The sequence below is a fragment of the Pseudoalteromonas marina genome (assembly GCF_000238335.3).
GTDB lineage: Bacteria > Pseudomonadota > Gammaproteobacteria > Enterobacterales > Alteromonadaceae > Pseudoalteromonas > Pseudoalteromonas marina.
On sequence record NZ_AHCB03000005.1, the window covers coordinates 659,820 to 677,898 of the forward strand.

The following is an 18,079-nucleotide window of genomic DNA, read 5'->3' on the forward strand; positions in this document are numbered from 1 at the left end:
TTTTTGAAATTGTAGAATTATGAGTTTTAAAGCGGTATTACAACAACTTAATGCAGATAAAAAAGAATATGCAAAAGGCGTAGGTACGCCTTTGCTTGTGCTTGCAGCTTTGGGAATGGTCATTTTACCGTTACCGCCATTTTTACTTGATATCCTTTTTTCATTCAATATTGCGTTAGCGTTGGTGGTACTACTCGTCACCGTTTACACCATGAAACCCGTTGAGTTTGGTATGTTTCCGGCCGTGTTGCTTATCGCCACAATTATGCGCTTAGCACTCAACGTAGCCAGTACACGAGTTGTACTTTTAGAGGGACATAATGGTGGAGATGCTGCGGGGAAGGTAATAGAAGCCTTTGGCTCTGTTGTTATTGGCGGTAATTATGCTGTTGGTTTAGTGGTGTTTTTAATTCTGATTATTATTAACTTTGTAGTAATCACAAAAGGTGCGGGTCGTATTTCTGAGGTATCTGCACGTTTTACACTTGATGCAATGCCTGGTAAGCAAATGGCAATTGACGCTGATTTAAACGCAGGGTTTATTAGTGCCGAGCAAGCGCGCGATCGCCGAGAAGAAGTAACCCGCGAGGCCGATTTTTATGGTTCAATGGATGGTGCAAGTAAGTTTGTAAAAGGTGATGCTATTGCGGGTATCGTCATTTTAATTATTAACATTGTTGGTGGCTTATTTGTCGGCATGATCCAGCATGACTTAAGCTTTGGCCAAGCTATGGAAGTTTACACACTCCTTACGATTGGTGATGGCTTGGTGGCTCAGCTCCCCTCATTACTACTATCAATTGGTACCGCAATTGTAGTAACACGCCAAAACGAGTCTCTCAATATGGGCGACCAGTTTAAGAAACAACTTGGCAACGAAAAATCTTTATTTATAGCCTCTGGCATATTAATTACCATGGGCTTAGTGCCTGGCATGCCTCATTTAGCATTTTTAAGCCTAGGTGCATTATTAGGTTATTTAGCTTATTACACTCAACAAAGTAAATTAAAAGTGGCTGCAGCAGAAGCCGAGGCTGCTGCAAATGGAACTGCTGGTACGGGTGTTGCCAACAAGCAAGAGCAAAAAGAACTAGGCTGGGACGACGTTCAGCAAGTAGATGTAATTGGCTTAGAAGTGGGTTATAGATTAATTCCTTTGGTTGACCAGTCTCAAGGCGGAGAGCTACTAAATCGTATTAAGGGAGTACGTAAAAAGCTTTCTCAAGAGCTGGGTTTTTTAGTTCCACCCGTACATATTCGCGATAACTTAGAGCTTGATCCTAATGCATACAGAATTACGCTTATGGGGGTATCTACCGGTGAAGGTGAACTCAAGCATGGTGATGAGTTGGCAATAAATCCAGGTCAAGTATTTGGGCCAATTAAAGGGGTCGAAACTAAAGACCCTGCTTTTGGGCTTGATGCGGTATGGATAAAACCAGATCAAAAAGACGAAGCGCAATCGCTAGGCTATACCGTGGTAGATTCAGCGACAGTTGTGGCTACACACATTAGCCAGTTGCTTACTAACAGCGCAGCATTGCTTTTAGGTCACGAGGAAGTACAGAACTTATTAGATATGTTAGGTAAAAGCCACCCTCGCTTAGTTGAAGGTTTAGTCCCTGACGTATTACCGTTAACTGTGATTGTAAAAGTACTACAAAATCTACTTAATGAAGGCGTTGCAATTCGTGATATGCGCTCAATTGTACAAACCCTTGTTGAGTATGGGCCACGTAGTCAAGACCCTGATGTGCTAACGGCTGCAGTACGTATTTCATTACGTCGATTAATCGTTCAAGACGCTGTAGGCATGTCTTCAGAAATCCCTGTCATAACCTTGGCGCCTGAGTTGGAACAGATGTTGCATCAGTCACTGCAAAATGCAGGCGACGAAGGTGCCGGTATAGAACCAGGACTTGCAGAGCGACTTCAAGTGTCACTAAATGAAGCGCATCAAAATCAAGAAATGTCCGGTGAACCTTCAATATTGCTAACGTCGGGAATGTTACGCACTGTGTTATCTCGTTTTGTTAAGTACACCATCCCGGGTTTAAGGGTGATGTCTTATCAAGAGGTACCAGATGAAAGACAGATCAAGATAGTCAGCTCTGTTGGCCAACAATAAGATTTTAAAGGGGTTGAATCATGAAAATAAAACGTTTTTTTGCTAAAGATATGCGCACAGTACTTAAAGAAGTTAAAGACGAATTAGGTGTTGATGCGGTTATTATGTCAAATAAAAAACTAGCTAACGGTGTAGAAATTGTAGCAGCAGTAGATTATGACAAAGCAGCCCCTAAAAAAGAGCAGGCACTTAGCACTCCAGCACAAAGCTCAACAAAAACACAGCCAGTGCATAATTTTGTAAAACCAGAGCCTCTTCGCGCTAAACCAGAGCCACAAGCGAAAGTAGCCGATAGTCTTCAGGCATTATTAGAGCGTCAAGCCCCACGCCCTCGTTCTGCAGAATTGGCTTCTATGTTTTCTCAATCAGGTATTGATACTACAGACAACTACCAAGAGCCAGTTCAAGAGCAGCGTCCTCGTCCTATGTTCACTAATGAACGTCAAGCTTCAGCGCGTCCGCAAACACAAGCAGACAGCCTTGGATTTGATGATTTAGAAAGTGGTTTTGATGATCTTGACAGTCCAGTGACACCTCGCCAAGAAACTAAGCATACTGAAAGTGAGCAAATTTCGTCAATGCGTGACGAAATGAATGCCATTCGTCAATTGTTAGAACATCAAGTGTCAGGGCTTATGCAACAAGACATGGCAAGACGCGATCCTACTCGTGCATGCATGATTGATCGTTTAGTCGGTATGGGAATAGATAAAGATGTTGCTGAGCAAATGGCGTGCTTTGTTCCTGACGATGTATCTCGCCAGCAAGGTTGGAAAGCACTTTTAACAATGGTTGAAGATCAGATGCAGACAACCAACAACGAGATTTTACGTCAAGGCGGTGTATACGCCTTAGTCGGCCCAACGGGTGTTGGCAAAACAACAACCGTTGCTAAATTAGCTGCACTTGGCGCACAAAAATACGGTGCAGACAAAGTCGCTTTAATCACAACAGACACATACAGAATTGGTGCTTATGAGCAACTCGCCACTTATGGCCGAATTATAGGTTGTGGTGTAAAGCAAGTAAAAGATGCTAATGAATTAGCTGAAGTTTTATATCATTTACGAAATAAACGACTAGTATTAATTGATACTGCGGGTATGAGCCAACGCGACTTGCGCTTAACAGAGCAACTTAATACGCTAATGCGTAATCAGCGTGTTGATATTCGCAGTTATTTAGTGCTCAGCGCAACATCGCAAATACATGTGTTGCAAGAAACCGTTAGGCACTTTAAAAAAGTGCAGTTAAGTGGTTGTATATTCACCAAATTAGACGAATCTTTAAGTTTAGGTGAGATTATTAGTATAGCGATTCAAAATCGCCTTCCAATAGGGTATCTTACTAACGGTCAACGAGTACCAGAAGATATTCGAGTTGCAAATGCTGAAAAACTAGTTAAAAAGGCTGAGCAACTCTATTTAAAAAGAGCAAAAGCACAACATTCAAGGCACCAAGCAGTGGCGCCAAGCACAGTAGGGATGTATGATTAACACAGTATTAGATCAAGCAAGTGGCCTGCGCAAAATGAGTCAAAACAATAACAACGGCGTAAAAGTTATCGCTGTCACTGGCGGTAAAGGTGGAGTAGGAAAAACAAATGTTTCTCTGAATACTGCAATTGCATTAGGCCAGCAAGGTAACAGAGTGTTGGTTCTTGATGCCGATTTAGGCTTAGCAAACTGTGACGTTATGCTAGGGCTACGTGTTGAACGTAACTTATCACATGTTTTATCTGGTGAATGTGAACTTGATGAAATTTTAGTTGAAGGCCCCGCAGGTATAAAGATTGTACCCGCAACGTCAGGCTCTCAAAGCATGGTTGAATTGTCGCCTTCAGAGCACGCGGGACTTATACGGGCTTTTAGTGAATTAAATACAGAATTTGATATTTTAATTGTCGATACAGCCGCAGGTATTTCAGACATGGTGCTGAGCTTTTCTCGCGCGGCACAAGACGTCATGGTTGTTGTATGCGACGAGCCCACATCGATTACAGATGCTTACGCGCTAATTAAAGTGTTGAGTCGCGAGCATGGCGTATACAAATTTAAAATTGTTGCAAATATGGTCCGCAGTATGCGTGAAGGGCAAGAGTTATTTGCTAAACTTTCCAAAGTGACCGATCGCTTTTTAGATGTATCAATGGACCTGGTTGCAACGGTTCCCTACGACGAAAATATGCGCAAAGCAACGCGTCGCCAAAAAGTTATTGTAGAGCTTTTTCCAAATTCGCCTGCGGCACTTGCGTTTCAAGCGTTAGCAACAAAAGCAGTTAAATGGCCAATACCTAATCAACCATCAGGTCATCTGGAGTTTTTCATAGAGAAACTAGTAAACGGCTAATTATGACAACATTGGTGAATAAAGTTATGGGATATCAATCAGCACAAAATTTAAATGTGATTGTTGAAAAACATGCATCACTTGTCAAAAAAGTGGCATGTCATCTTATAGCGCGTTTACCAGCCAGCGTGCAGCTGGACGATTTAATACAATCAGGAATGATAGGTCTGATTGAAGCATCTAAAAGTTTTGATGCAACCAAAGGGGCTAGCTTTGAAACTTTTGCGGGGATTCGTATTCGTGGGGCAATGCTTGACGAGATGCGACGTGGCGATTGGGCACCCCGTTCAGTACATCGTAAAAGCCGTTTGGTGGCCGAAACAATTGCTTTTTTAGAAAAAAGCTTAAACCGTGAGCCAACAGATATAGAAGTTGCTGAAAAACTTGAAATTTCGTTAAATGAGTACCATCATATCTTAAACGATGTAAATGCAAGTAAAGTACTCGGTATTGAAGACCTTGGTGTTGATGAAGATGCCATCAGTCCAGTGGGCCAAGATTTAGCGCTAGACAAACCGTTTAATAATGTTAAAAATGAGCGGTTTAACGAGTCTTTATTAGGTGCAATAAAATCTTTACCAGAACGTGATGCAATGGTGCTGTCTTTGTACTATAACGATGAAATGAATTTAAAAGAAATAGGGCATATACTCGATGTAAGTGAATCGCGTGTAAGTCAAATACATGGTCAGGCGATGATTAAGCTTAAAGCTAAAATCAATGACTGGATAAATTAGTAGTAAGTAAACAAGGTTAAGACCTCACTGGGGGATGTTTTGGATAAAAACATGAAAATTCTGGTTGTTGACGATTTTTCAACAATGAGACGTATTATTAAAAATCTGTTGCGTGACTTAGGTTTCACTAATGTTCAAGAAGCAGACGATGGGTCAACCGCTTTGCCAATGCTACAAAATCAAGTATTTGATTTTGTTGTTACCGATTGGAATATGCCAGGAATGCAGGGTATAGACCTACTTAGAGCAATACGTGCGGATGATAAGCTTAAACACATTCCAGTATTGATGGTAACGGCTGAAGCTAAAAAAGAACAAATTATAGCGGCAGCTCAGGCAGGTGTTAATGGTTATATCGTTAAGCCATTTACTGCTGGAACACTCAAAACTAAATTAGAAAAAGTATTTGAACGTTTAGGCTAATGATAGGGGGAGAGGCTTATGTCAGCACTTGCTGCGCCTCAAATAACTTTAGAACAAGCTCGTCAGCTCGTTGTTTTTCTTGAAAACGGTGAGCAAGACAAAGCCAATCAGTTAATTTTAGATACCGCTTCTAAGGAGCAATCTGAAATATTTGCTGAGGTTGGAAAGTTAACCCGTCAATTGCATGAAGCTTTAAAAAGCTTTGAGCTAGACACTCGCTTATCTGACTTAACTACCGATGCTATTCCAGATGCAAAAAAACGGCTCAATTATGTTATAGAAATGACAGAAAATGCCGCGAATAAAACAATGGATGCAGTTGAGGCTAGCCTACCAATTGCTCAACAGTTGGCAGATGAAATATCTCATATCAAACCGACATGGGATCGCCTAATGAATCGAGAGATTGAGTTAGGGGAGTTTAAATCGTTATGCCACAGCATTGATAAGTTTATGAACAATTCTCATCATAAAACCGATGAGCTGCAAAGTTTGATGACTAATGTACTTATGGCACAAGACTATCAAGATTTAACCGGCCAAGTTATTCGCCGAGTTATTGAGCTTGTTAGAGAAGTTGAAGAAAGCTTAATTCATCTTTTGACAGCCTTCGCTGATCAAAGCGAAAGCAAAGCCGAAAAAATAGAACAACAAAAAACAAATGAACCATTAGACGAACAAACTTTAGCAGGTCCAGAAGGCCCTATTATTGATAAAGAATCACGTAATGATGTTGTATCTGATCAAGATGAAGTCGATGATCTTTTATCAAGTTTGGGCTTCTAAGAGGAGAGTAACTGCATGTTTGAAGTCGATGAAGATATTTTACAAGACTTTCTTGTAGAGGCAGGAGAAATCCTAGAGCTTTTATCTGAACAGTTAGTTGAGCTGGAAAACAATCCAGAGGACACCGAATTACTCAATGCCATATTTAGAGGGTTTCACACTGTAAAAGGTGGTGCTGGGTTTTTAGCTATGACCGAGCTCGTTGACGCATGTCATGGCGCAGAGAATGTGTTCGACCTGCTTAGGCAAGGCGTACGAACGGTTAATTCGGAATTGATGGACGTAATTTTACAAGCTCTCGATACGATTAACGAGATGTTTGCCACCATTCAAAATCGTGACAAACCAGAACCCGCTGATCCCGAACTTCTTGAAACCCTTCATAAACTAGGTTTACCTCCAACAGAAGAAGAGCTTGCTGGTGACTCACCCGTTGATTCAACTGAAGAACCTCAAGCCGAGGTTATTGATGCCCCAGTTGCCGAGGAAGCCTCAGGAACTGATGAAGAAGATCCGTTTGCATTTGACGAGCTATTTAGCGGTGGAACAGTTGAACAAAGCGATGATGAAACTCAGATTGACGAAATAACAGAAGATGAATTTGAAAACTTACTAGACGAATTACATGGAAAAGGTCAAAGCCCTGTAGCTGAAAGCGCGTCCAGTAGTAGTGATGTCAGTGGAGACATTACAGATGATGAGTTTGACAACTTACTTGATGAACTTCATGGCGTTGGAAGCTTTGGTGCTGTTGCGGCCAGTGAGCCTGTAAAAGAGCAAACAGCAAGTAATAATTCTGCAGAAAGTTCTGCAACGCCTTCAACAAGTTCACCTGCAAGTGATTCTAGCGATGATGAAATTAGCGATGATGAATTTGAAGCATTGCTTGACGAGCTTCATGGATCAGGTGCGCCTAAATCAATAGAGAGCCCTGCAGCTTTAGAGCCGAAGCCCGCAGCTAAACCCGTAGCTAAGGTAAGTGAGCCTGTCAAAAAGCCTGAACCTGTAAAAGCCGCAGCCCCAAAACCTGTTCAAAAGACAGCAGACAAACCGCCAGCAAAACCGGTAGCAAAAGCGGCTCCAGCGCCTGCAGCTGTGAAAAAGCCAGCTCCTCCGCAAGCAGAAACAACAGTCCGAGTTGACACAAAACGCCTAGACCAAATAATGAACATGGTGGGTGAGTTAGTACTAGTTCGTAATAGGTTGGTAAGTTTAGCCACTAACTCAGAAAGTGAGGCAATGGGTAAAGCCATTTCTAACCTAGATGTTGTGACGGCTGATATTCAAGGTGCAGTAATGCAAACACGAATGCAGCCAATTAAGAAGGTATTTGGCCGCTTCCCTCGCGTTGTTCGTGACTTAGCACGGAGCCTTAATAAAGATATTAGCTTACAGCTTGTCGGTGAAGAAACCGATTTAGACAAAAACTTAGTTGAGGCACTTGCAGACCCGCTTGTTCACTTAGTTAGAAACTCAGTTGACCACGGAATAGAAATGCCAGCTGACCGTGAAGCAGCAGGTAAACCTCGGACAGGTAATGTAACACTTTCAGCGTCTCAAGAGGGAGACCATATTTTGCTTACCATCAAAGACGATGGTGCGGGTATGGACGCAGAAAAGCTCAAAAAGATAGCGATTGGTAAAGGGGTAATAGACCACGATCAAGCAAGTCGTTTATCGGATACTGAGGCCTACAACTTAATATTTGCACCAGGTTTTTCTACCAAAGAAGAGATCTCTGACATCTCAGGGCGTGGTGTGGGAATGGATGTTGTAAAAACTAAAATCACTCAACTTAATGGCTCAGTGAGTATTCAGTCAGAGCTAGGTGTTGGTACAATTTTAGAAATAAAAGTACCGTTAACACTTGCAATATTACCAACCTTAATGGTTGTAGTTGGCGAACAAACATTTGCATTACCATTAGCTGGTGTAAGTGAAATATTTCATTTAGATCTAACCAAAACAAATGTTGTTGATGGTCAATTAACAATTATTGTACGTAAGAAAGCGATACCGCTATTTTATCTTGAGCATTGGTTAGTTAAAGGAGCAGATCGCACTCAGCGCAAAGCGCAAGGTCATGTTGTTATTGTTCAAATAGGTACTCAGCAGGTTGGTTTTGTAGTTGATTCTTTAATAGGTCAAGAAGAAGTTGTAATTAAACCTCTTGATGCTCTTTTGCAGGGTACTCCAGGTATGGCAGGCGCAACTATTACATCAGATGGTGGAATTGCACTTATTTTAGATGTTCCAAATATGTTAAAACACTACGCTGGCTAAATCATAAAGTAGGTACACATAAGATGTGTGCCTACGTATAAATTTAATAAGAGAGCTAAATGGCCGTAAAAGTTTTAGTTGTTGATGATTCAAGCTTTTTTCGTCGTAGAGTAAGCGAAATCCTTGAACAAGACAGCGATATACAAGTTATAGGTTTTGCCATTAATGGCAGAGAGGCTGTAGAAAAAACGGCTCAGCTTCGTCCTGATATGATCACGATGGATGTAGAAATGCCTGTGCTTGATGGTATCAGTGCTGTTAAAGAGATAATGGCAAGTAACCCCACGCCAATCTTAATGTTTTCCTCTTTAACCCGTGCTGGCGCAACAGCAACACTTGATGCGCTTGATGCTGGAGCGATGGATTTTTTACCTAAAAAGTTTGAAGATATTGCACGTAATAATGAAGATGCGATAAAGCTCCTTCAAGCTAAAGTCAAAGAAATTGGTAATAAGCGCATTCCTAGAGCCTTTAAGCCAATAACACACCAGAAACCAGCGGCACGCTCTGTGCCTGATAAAACCAGTAATACTGGGTCTTCAATCAGGCAACCAGATAGAAGTTTTCAGCGTTCAACAACCGCATCGACATTAACAAAAACACAAAACAACGTACCAACTCGTGCAAGTGGCAAGCAATACAAGCTTGTGGCTATCGGTACATCTACTGGTGGTCCTGTTGCTTTACAAAATGTGCTTACGCAATTACCCGCTAATTTTCCGCATCCCATTTTACTTATCCAGCATATGCCTGCTGCTTTTACACCGGCATTTGCAGCTCGTTTAAATGGATTGTGCAAAATAAAAGTAAAAGAAGCACAGCAAGGTGATCGTCTTGATGCTGGAACTGCCTATTTGGCTCCTGGCGGGCAACAAATGATGGTTGAAGGGCGAGGTGGTTCTAAAACATTGCGCGTTTTTGAAGACAATAGCGAACGAATCACTTATAAACCCAGTGTTGACGTTACATTTGCAAGTATTGCAAAAGCTTATCAGGGAGATGTTTTAGCTATTATTTTAACCGGCATGGGGGCTGATGGTAGAGATGGCGCAAGAATGTTAAAACAAACTGGCGCCACTATTTGGGCACAAGATGAAAAAAGCTGTGTTGTTTATGGTATGCCACAAGCTGTTGCTAATGCGGGACTTTCAAGTGAGAGTTTAGCGCTTGACGATATTGCAACGCGGATAAAAAGCGAAACCGGTTGTGGATAAGCTTTCTGTACTTGGTTTAATTGTTGCACTAAGTGCTATAGCAATTGGCTATCATTTAGAAGGTGGTGTTATTGCCGCCCTTTTTAATGGCCCTGCGCTCATTATAGTACTAGGTGGGACAGTAGGCGCTGTAATGCTGCAAACGTCTACTAGTACCTTTAAAAAAATGCTTAGAATGAGTCACTGGGTATTTGTGACTCCCAGTTACAATATTGATGATGCAATTGAGCAAGTTAAACGTTGGTCTCATAAAGCGAGACAAGAAGGATATTTGGCATTAGAGGATGAGGCCCTAACTCACTCAGATGTATATGCAGCAAAAGGGCTGAGTTTACTTGTTGATGGCGGTTCAGAGCAGAGGCTACGTGATACGCTTGAAATAGATTTAATGTTGGAGCGTGAGCGTTTGCTTGAAGCTGCACGTGTATACGAAGCAATGGGCGGTTATAGCCCTACCATCGGTATTTTAGGAGCTGTTCTTGGACTTATTCAGGCTATGTCTTTTATTACCGATCCACAATTGCTTGGCGCTGGAGTTGCAACAGCCTTTATTGCAACGATTTATGGTGTGGGGTTAGCTAATTTATTATTTTTGCCAATGTCACATAAGCTCAAGCAACGTGTAGAAGAAAAGATGCTTTACCATGAAATGCTTGCAGAAGGGATAATTGCAATCAGCGATGGCCAAAGCCCAATGAACATTGAGCTAAAGTTAGAAGCTTATCGTGTTGAACGGCCAAGCCTAGTGGACGCATAAAAATGATGCGTCGACGATTTGGTCGCTCGGCCCATAAAAACCAGCATACAGAGCGCTGGTTAGTATCTTATGCGGATTATATGACCATTATGTTTGCCTTCTTTGTTGTAATGTATGCGATTGCGATTAACAAAGAAGAAAACTTCCAAATTTTATCCGATTCCCTAGAGCAAGTATTCGACAAGTCGGCTCGTGTTTATTCTCAGCAAGGTACGGGGATAGATGGTACTGGAATACTTACTGATAGGGTTACTCCTGAAGATGAATTGCTGTATGGCGAAAGTATCAACAAGGAAGAGCAAGGCCCAGAGTTGTTAGACGGCCAAAGTGAGACAAGTAATATACAGCAAAAATATTTAGGAAAACCACTTGATAGCTTATTAACGAAACTTCAGTCAGCGCTTATTGATGAAATACGTGATGGTGAAGCCAATCTAGAATTGCACCAAGATTGGCTCATAATAGAACTGAGTTCAGGTATGTTATTTTCAAGTGGTAGCGCAGTTGCTCATTCTAGAGCAAAACAAGTTGTTAAAATTGTAAAAGATATTATCGCGCCAGTGGATAACTATATACGTGTGCGTGGATATACAGATGATGAAACAATTAAAAATGAAATATTTCGCTCTAACTGGGAGCTTTCTGTCGCTCGCGCAACTTCAATACTTGTTGAGCTTGAAGCACTTGGCATAAATTCGGCCCGAATGGCTATTGAAGGGTATGGACAGTATTCACCCTTTGCACCTAACGACACAGATGAGGGTCGAGCTGAAAATAGAAAAGTAGTAATAGCGTTATCTAAATATGGGTTGCCAGAAGAGAAAAATAATTCAGCAGAAGAGCCAATAGTTGAGGCAGTAGCGCCTGAGCCAGAAGTAGAATTACCGTCAGACGATGACACAATAAAAATTATTCGTTTACCACATGGTGGAATTCGTATTACAACTCGCAATGAACAGTAACTAGGATATGATGTGAAGATTTGGACTGTAGCCAACCAAAAAGGTGGCGTTGGTAAAACAACGACTGCGGTCAGTCTTGCTGGTACTTTAGCACTGCAGGGTAAACGTGTATTACTAATAGATACCGATCCTCATGCGTCATTAACGTATTACTTTGGTATTGATTCTGAAGATTTAGAAGTCAGCGTTTACGATATTTTCGCTCGTGGAACTAGTATGCAAAGTGAGGAAATACTTCAAGCATTGTGCCCATCCACTCTCGAAAATTTAGATATATTACCTGCTACTATGGCTATTGCTACATTAGATAGAAGCATGGGCAATAAAACAGGCATGGGGTTAATTTTAAAAAAGACGCTTGCCAAAATAAGCGAACATTACGATTATGCTATTTTAGATTGCCCCCCTGTTTTAGGGGTTTTAATGGTTAATGCATTGGCTGCGAGTGAGCGCATTTTAGTACCTGTTCAAACTGAGTTTTTGGCGCTTAAAGGCTTAGATAGAATGATGCGTACAATGGAATTAATGCAGAGCTCACAAGCGAAAAGTTACGAATATACTATAATACCTACAATGTACGATAAAAGAACGAAGGCATCACTCGAAGCCTACAAAACATTACAAAAAACCTACGGTAATAGAGTTTGGCCAGGTGTTATTCCCGTAGACACAAAACTAAGAGATGCAAGCTTAGCACAAAAAGTACCCATAGAATTTTGTCCTCGCTCTCGTGGTGTATTTGCTTATAAAGCATTATTAGATTATTTAATTGAACAAGGTTAATGAATGAGTAAGCAATTATTTGCTAATGAAAAAGTAATGACTCAGTACTTAGGTGCCTTACTTTGCGAAGAAGAGCTTGCCAGTGACTTAGAGCCCGTAGCAAAACTTTTAGAAAATATACCGGGTGACTTGCCAAGCGAAGAAGCCACTCATGAAAGTCAGAAGCCAGTTACTAAAGTTAAAGTAGTGGCTGAGCATGAATCATCTTCGTTAGATGATACGCATGAAGTTAAAGAAGCAGAAGCTACAACACCGAAAGTTAACGTCATTGAAACGCCAAAAGAGACAACGAGTACAGACCTTAAAATAGCAAAACAGAAACAATTAAATCTTTCAAATAACAGTGAGTCAGATTACTTTGACGGCGAATTTCAGGCATTGTTCTTTGAAGTTGCAGGACTTACGCTAGCAGTCCCGCTTAAAGCTCTTGGCGGTATACATCAATTAGGTGAAGTGAATCACCTGTTTGGTAAACCAAAGTGGTTTAAAGGCGTTATGCTTAATCGTGATGAAAAGCTCAATGTTGTAGATACAGCACGCTGGGTTATGCCAGAGAAGTACGATGAAAAACTTGAGGCATCACTTGATTATCAGTATTTAATAACTTTAGGAGATAGCCAATGGGGATTATTAGCTGAGAAGCTTATAAATAACATTACATTGACAAAAGAAGATGTAAAATGGCGTACAGATCAAAGTAAGCGCCCATGGCTTGCCGGGGTTATTAAAGAAAAAATGTGTGCTTTAATAGATGTAGACAATTTAAATACGTTATTAGAAGAGGGCTTAGATAGCCGTCAGTAGTAATGACCATTATGGGGTAACAGCATGAACCAAGAGAAATTACTGTCAGAAAATAAAAATGCAGATAATAATGATGAAATATTACAGTGGGTTACTTTTAAGCTAGAAGAGGAAACCTACGGTGTTAATGTAATGCAAGTTCAAGAAATACTGCGTTACACCGAGATTGCACCAGTCCCTGGTGCGCCTTCTTATGTAATAGGCATTATTAACTTACGTGGTAATGTAGTAACCGTTATTGATACACGTGCTCGATTCGGTTTGTCAGCAGCTGATGCAACTGATAACTCACGTATATTAATTATTGAAGCTGAAGAACAAGTTATAGGCATTTTAGCTGATAGCGTTTCTGAAGTTGTATACCTGCGTAGCTCTGAGATTGACAGTGCGCCAAATGTGGGTACTGAAGAAAGCGCTAAGTTTATCCAAGGTGTCTGTAATCGAGATAATGAGCTTCTTATTTTAGTTGATTTAAATAAGCTACTTAGTGATGACGAATGGGATGAGTTAAGCGATTTATAAGCTTTATCAGATAAACTATGCTGTTACTTAGTATTGCTGTAAGCGCGTTAGCGGTAGGTCTTATATCGTTAACGCTTATTATTGCATTTAAAAATAAACACACCAGCGATGTTGCTGATGTACATCAAAAGCTTAAAGAATGTGCAGAACAAGTTCATATTTTAAGAAGCGAAGCCGCTGAATTAAGAACCGGTTTACTCAGTATCGGCAAGCGAGTTCTAGAGGTTGAGCAACAAAACCAAGATTTACTGCAGCAGCAATCGGCTCAAAAATACGATGATCCCGATGCTAAGATTTATTCCCGTGCTGTGAAAATGGTTGAGTTAGGTGCAGATTTAGACGAAGTTATTCGCGAGTGTGAGTTACCAAGGGCTGAGGCCGAGTTATTGTTTTCGTTGCACAAAAAAAAAGGCGCTTAGCGCCTTTTTTACACACATAACATCGTACTTAGACTTTAAAAACTATACTTCACACCAAACATTGCCACTACAGGGTCAAGCTCAACTGTTGATGTTAATGCTTTTGCATTGTTAGCGTACACAGTTGCATCTGTATCAATATCCATTATAGAAACCATTGCGTGAAGTCCCCAGTGATCATCCATTTTATAATTAGCCCCTACTTGTACTAAAAATCCTACAGAGTCATCAAGCTCAACTTTAACATCGTCTGTACCAAGGGTTGCTTTAAGAGCTTGCGAAGGCTGTTCATCAAAAAAGGTTGTATAATTAACACCAACACCTATGAATGGTCTGAGCTGGTAGCTTGTATCTAAAAAGTGATACTGTGCCACTAACGAGGGGGGCAAGTGTTTAATGTTAGCAATTTTATTACCAGCCAAACCGCCTGTTCCATTTACATCATGAGAGAATGGCGTAGCAGCAATCAATTCTAATACCCAATTGTCATTAAATGCATAGTCTACCGTAATACCTAGCTGAGTATTAGAATCACCTTTTAGACCTAATGAAGGGGCTTCGTTAATTGTAGAGCCACTGTTATCTGGGTTTACGTTAATAGCGCCCAGATTTACGCTGAAGTTAGCGTGTGCAGCTGGAGAGAGTACTAATAAAGAGGTCAATAATGCAATGCTAATTTTGGTTTTCATGTTGTTCTCCAAGAACTACTTTTTGATTGACGCCATTATTACGCTTAACAAATATGAAAAACCTGTTCTAGATCAAAGTTTCAAAAATGATTGAACGTTGAAAAGTATTTTATTGATTTAGATTAATTTTGGCGCTGTTTCGTAACAGCAATGATTGACAATCTATGTAAAGAATAATCATCAGAATGTATAAAAGCTGACATCTCTTAGTCATACTCTCACTATTTAATAATGCCTTACTTAGTAATAAAGGTGTTAAAAAATGTCTTTAGTTGTTTCACAACAAGCAGTCACTTCTCAAAGGTTAAACGCCGAATTAATAAATAAATTACAAACGCTTATCAAATTTAAATCAGTGACGCCGAATCAAGCCGGCGCAATAGATTGGCTGGTTGAGCAGTTATGTGAGCTAGGTTTTTGCTGTGAAAAGTTTACGAGTAGTGGTGTCACTAACTTAATTGCGCATATTAAATTCAATAAGGGACCGTGTGTCGCTTTTTCAGGGCACATTGATGTGGTTCCCGCAGATAATGGTGACTGGCTAACCCCTCCGTTTGATGGAAGAATAATTGATGGGGTAATTTACGGAAGAGGTGCCGCTGATATGAAAGGGGGTGTGGCAGCGATGCTAACTGCGACAAAAAAATTAATAAATAACACATCATCAAAAGTGGGGACTTTTTATTGGCTCATTACCTCTGATGAAGAAGGCGAGGCTGAGTTTGGCTCTGCGCAAATAGCCAATAAGCTTTCTTCAAATGGGGTTGTTTTAGACGGATGTATTGTAGGCGAGCCAACGAGTTCGACACATGTTGGCGATACAATTAAAAACGGTCGACGCGGTGCACTTTCAGCACGTATTCTGGTAAAGGGCAGGGCAGGTCATGTAGCTTATCCTCAAAATACCATTAACGCCGCACATATTAGTGCCCAAATAGTCAATAAATTGAGTGAACAAGCGTGGCACTTAGATGACGCAGGCTCAAAAACAACACTGCAAGTTACAGGCATAAATATTGACAATGTGGTCGATAATTTAGTCCCTAGTCACTGCGAGATAACATTTAATATTCGCTATAGCCATCGGTACAGCAGTGAAAAAATTAAATCGATATTGAACAATTCGTTGGATGAATTTTCACGTTACATAACGATTAATTGGGAGCGTCCATGTGAACCATACTATACCCAACCTAAGAGCAAGTGGAGTTTAATTACTTGTGTTGAACAAGCCATACATAGTCAAACTGGAAACTACCCAGTTCTAAGTACCAGTGGTGGCACATCTGACGGTCGTTTTTTTGCTAACAGCCACACTCAAGTAATTGAATGTGGGCTAAGAAACCATACAATTCACCAGGTTAATGAGCACGTATCTATTGATGACTTAATAAAAGTTGAAGCAATTTATTATGACTTACTTTCACGTATTTATATAGAACGATAATGTTAGTTAGTTCTCAAATAAAACCCAGATAGGGGCGAGGGTAACCTCGCTTCAATTAGCTTAAGTATCGCTTTGCTTTGTTATCTTTAACATTTTGCAAGTCAACCAATACTAAACCATCAATGCAATTGTTAAAGTCGGGATCTACGCTAAAACTTAAAAATTTCACCCCACCAGGTTTGCATAGCTCTGTATATTGTTTAAATAAAGTGGGAACTTGCGCACCCATATTAGCAAGCACATGCTTTAGTTCTACAAAGTCTTCTTTAACGTCGTTTTTGCAAAAAATCATGTCACACTGCGCAAGTTCATGTTCGCTTAGTTTGAATTCATTGTTTGGAGTCGCAAGTACTTCATCGGTTTTATAATAATGCTGATAGTAATACACTAGCATGGCCTTTGCCGGGTCAGGTAACGTATTAGACACGCTAACAGCGCCAAATAAATAACGATATTGTGGGTAGTTTTTAACAAATGCGCCAATGCCGTACCACAGGTAATCTAGGCTTTTACGTCCCCAATATTTTGGCTGAACAAAGCTACGACCAAGTTCAATTCCTTGCTCTAGGTAGGGGCCCATTTCAGTGCTATAAGTAAATAAACTGTCGGTATACAGCCCTTTACGGCCATGTTTATCAATTATTTCTTTAGCGCAAGCTAGCCTATACGCGCCTACCAGCTCTAATTGTGTTGGGTCCCAAAGAACTAAGTGTTGATAGTCCATATCGTACTTATCAATATCACGGCGTTTTCCACTGCCTTCACCTACAGCTCTAAAAGCTATTTCTCTCAACCTACCTAGCTCTCTAAAAATAGGTGAGCTACCCGTATATTGATATAAATGAATATGCATACCATCTTGTGTTTCCCCCAGAAGCTGACACGCATCTATTGCTTTTTTAAGCTCTTTCCTACACTCAGGAACAGCAATAGGAGTTTGTGTTTTAAGTGGTAAGGTTTTTTTAGTTGTTAGGCGATACAGTTGCTTTCGTATTAAATTAACAATCTCTTTATCTTTTAAATTTTCTATGAGGTATGACGCTGGAGGAATAGACGCACCAATTTCAAACTCTAACGATTTCTGGCGTTGTTTAAACATTTCTTTTACTAGTAATAAGCTTGCTAAGGGTTTGTAAATTATTGAAGTCCCATAAAATAATGGGCTGTTTTTAGCTTTTATATAAATAGGTAATATAGGGCAATTGGCTTTTTTTGCCATGCGCAAAAAACCGCTGTTCCATTTACAATCTTTGATACCTGTAGGGCTCAGCCGTGATACTTCACCAGCGGGAAATATCAATAATACCCCCTCATTTTTTAAATGCTGGTGAATATTATAAAGCTCTTGTTTTTTACTTGTGCCAGATAAGTTATTTACAGGTAAAAGTAAGTCGTGCATTGGAGTCACCGACATAAGCATACGGTTAGCAACAACCTTTAAATCTTTTCTTACGCTTGAGAGCACTTTAATTAATGCAAGCGCATCTAAAGAGCCTATAGGGTGGTTTGCAACAATAATTAATTTACCTTCGCTAGGAATATGCTCTATTTGCTTTGGCTTGTAACGTGTATCAAAATTGAGCTCATCGAGAACTTGTTCAACAAATTCTAGCCCTTGTAAATGAGGATAGGTGTCGGCAAAGGCCACAAACTCTTGTTCATGTAGTAAATAGCCTAATCCCTTTTTTACTAGGCTTTTTACTTTTGGTGAGCTTTCTAATTGTGGTAAGTTTGCTGCAATTACTTTATCAACACTGATCATACAAACCTCTTTTT

17 protein-coding genes are annotated in these 18,079 nt (G+C 40.4%); 15 read left to right on the forward strand and 2 right to left on the reverse strand.

Annotated features, from left to right (window positions below):
- Positions 1-19 precede the first annotated feature (19 nt).
- The 14 genes from flhA to PMAN_RS03185 are packed head-to-tail and all read left to right on the forward strand — an operon-like array spanning position 20 to position 14,167.
- The gene (gene flhA / locus PMAN_RS03120) at positions 20-2,128 is read left to right on the forward strand and encodes a flagellar biosynthesis protein FlhA (protein WP_006792751.1); all 2,109 of its coding nucleotides are present in this window, start codon (positions 20-22) and stop codon (positions 2,126-2,128) included.
- A gap of 20 nt (positions 2,129-2,148) precedes the next feature.
- Positions 2,149-3,624, forward strand: coding sequence for a flagellar biosynthesis GTPase FlhF (gene flhF / locus PMAN_RS03125; RefSeq protein ID WP_006792752.1), 1,476 nt, complete (start codon positions 2,149-2,151; stop codon positions 3,622-3,624).
- Complete coding sequence (locus PMAN_RS03130) at positions 3,617-4,477, forward strand: MinD/ParA family ATP-binding protein (protein WP_006792753.1); 861 nt, start codon at positions 3,617-3,619, stop codon at positions 4,475-4,477. The genes flhF and PMAN_RS03130 overlap by 8 nt, the downstream gene beginning before the upstream one ends.
- A gap of 26 nt (positions 4,478-4,503) precedes the next feature.
- On the forward strand, positions 4,504-5,214 hold the full coding sequence (locus PMAN_RS03135; protein WP_008132612.1) for an RNA polymerase sigma factor FliA: 711 nt from the start codon (positions 4,504-4,506) through the stop codon (positions 5,212-5,214).
- Positions 5,215-5,253: 39 nt separating this feature from the next.
- Complete coding sequence (cheY, locus tag PMAN_RS03140; protein ID WP_008132609.1) at positions 5,254-5,637, forward strand: chemotaxis response regulator CheY; 384 nt, start codon at positions 5,254-5,256, stop codon at positions 5,635-5,637.
- A gap of 18 nt (positions 5,638-5,655) precedes the next feature.
- Positions 5,656-6,423 carry a protein phosphatase CheZ gene (locus tag PMAN_RS03145; RefSeq protein ID WP_006792756.1) on the forward strand — a complete coding sequence of 256 codons (768 nt, stop codon included), beginning with the start codon at positions 5,656-5,658 and terminating at the stop codon, positions 6,421-6,423.
- A gap of 15 nt (positions 6,424-6,438) precedes the next feature.
- On the forward strand, positions 6,439-8,706 hold the full coding sequence (locus PMAN_RS03150; RefSeq protein WP_010555919.1) for a chemotaxis protein CheA: 2,268 nt from the start codon (positions 6,439-6,441) through the stop codon (positions 8,704-8,706).
- A gap of 59 nt (positions 8,707-8,765) precedes the next feature.
- Entirely contained in the window at positions 8,766-9,920 is a 1,155-nt protein-coding gene (locus PMAN_RS03155) for a protein-glutamate methylesterase/protein-glutamine glutaminase (protein WP_010555920.1), read from the forward strand.
- Positions 9,913-10,677, forward strand: coding sequence for a flagellar motor protein (locus PMAN_RS03160; protein WP_010555921.1), 765 nt, complete (start codon positions 9,913-9,915; stop codon positions 10,675-10,677). The genes PMAN_RS03155 and PMAN_RS03160 overlap by 8 nt, the downstream gene beginning before the upstream one ends.
- Before the next feature lie 2 nt (positions 10,678-10,679).
- Entirely contained in the window at positions 10,680-11,639 is a 960-nt protein-coding gene (locus tag PMAN_RS03165; RefSeq protein ID WP_010555922.1) for a flagellar motor protein MotB, read from the forward strand.
- Positions 11,640-11,651: 12 nt separating this feature from the next.
- Positions 11,652-12,422, forward strand: a complete 771-nt coding sequence (locus tag PMAN_RS03170) for a ParA family protein (protein ID WP_006792761.1) — start codon at positions 11,652-11,654, stop codon at positions 12,420-12,422.
- A gap of 3 nt (positions 12,423-12,425) precedes the next feature.
- Positions 12,426-13,226 carry a chemotaxis protein CheW gene (locus PMAN_RS03175; protein WP_010555923.1) on the forward strand — a complete coding sequence of 267 codons (801 nt, stop codon included), beginning with the start codon at positions 12,426-12,428 and terminating at the stop codon, positions 13,224-13,226.
- A 24-nt stretch (positions 13,227-13,250) separates the two neighbouring features.
- The gene (locus PMAN_RS03180; RefSeq protein WP_006792763.1) at positions 13,251-13,748 is read left to right on the forward strand and encodes a chemotaxis protein CheW; all 498 of its coding nucleotides are present in this window, start codon (positions 13,251-13,253) and stop codon (positions 13,746-13,748) included.
- Positions 13,749-13,765: 17 nt separating this feature from the next.
- Positions 13,766-14,167 carry a DUF2802 domain-containing protein gene (locus tag PMAN_RS03185; RefSeq protein WP_006792764.1) on the forward strand — a complete coding sequence of 134 codons (402 nt, stop codon included), beginning with the start codon at positions 13,766-13,768 and terminating at the stop codon, positions 14,165-14,167.
- A 35-nt stretch (positions 14,168-14,202) separates the two neighbouring features.
- On the opposite strand, the gene PMAN_RS03190 is transcribed toward PMAN_RS03185, so the two are convergent.
- Positions 14,203-14,856: an OmpW/AlkL family protein gene (locus tag PMAN_RS03190; protein WP_010555924.1), complete on the reverse strand. Its 654-nt coding sequence runs from the start codon at positions 14,854-14,856 to the stop codon at positions 14,203-14,205.
- Between the two features lie 262 nt (positions 14,857-15,118).
- On the opposite strand from PMAN_RS03190, the gene dapE reads away from it, so the two are divergent.
- Positions 15,119-16,303: a succinyl-diaminopimelate desuccinylase gene (gene dapE / locus PMAN_RS03195; RefSeq protein ID WP_010555925.1), complete on the forward strand. Its 1,185-nt coding sequence runs from the start codon at positions 15,119-15,121 to the stop codon at positions 16,301-16,303.
- Positions 16,304-16,358: 55 nt separating this feature from the next.
- On the opposite strand, the gene olsF is transcribed toward dapE, so the two are convergent.
- Positions 16,359-18,065: a bifunctional ornithine lipid synthase OlsF gene (gene olsF / locus PMAN_RS03200; protein ID WP_010555926.1), complete on the reverse strand. Its 1,707-nt coding sequence runs from the start codon at positions 18,063-18,065 to the stop codon at positions 16,359-16,361.
- Between the last annotated feature and the right edge of the window lie 14 nt (positions 18,066-18,079).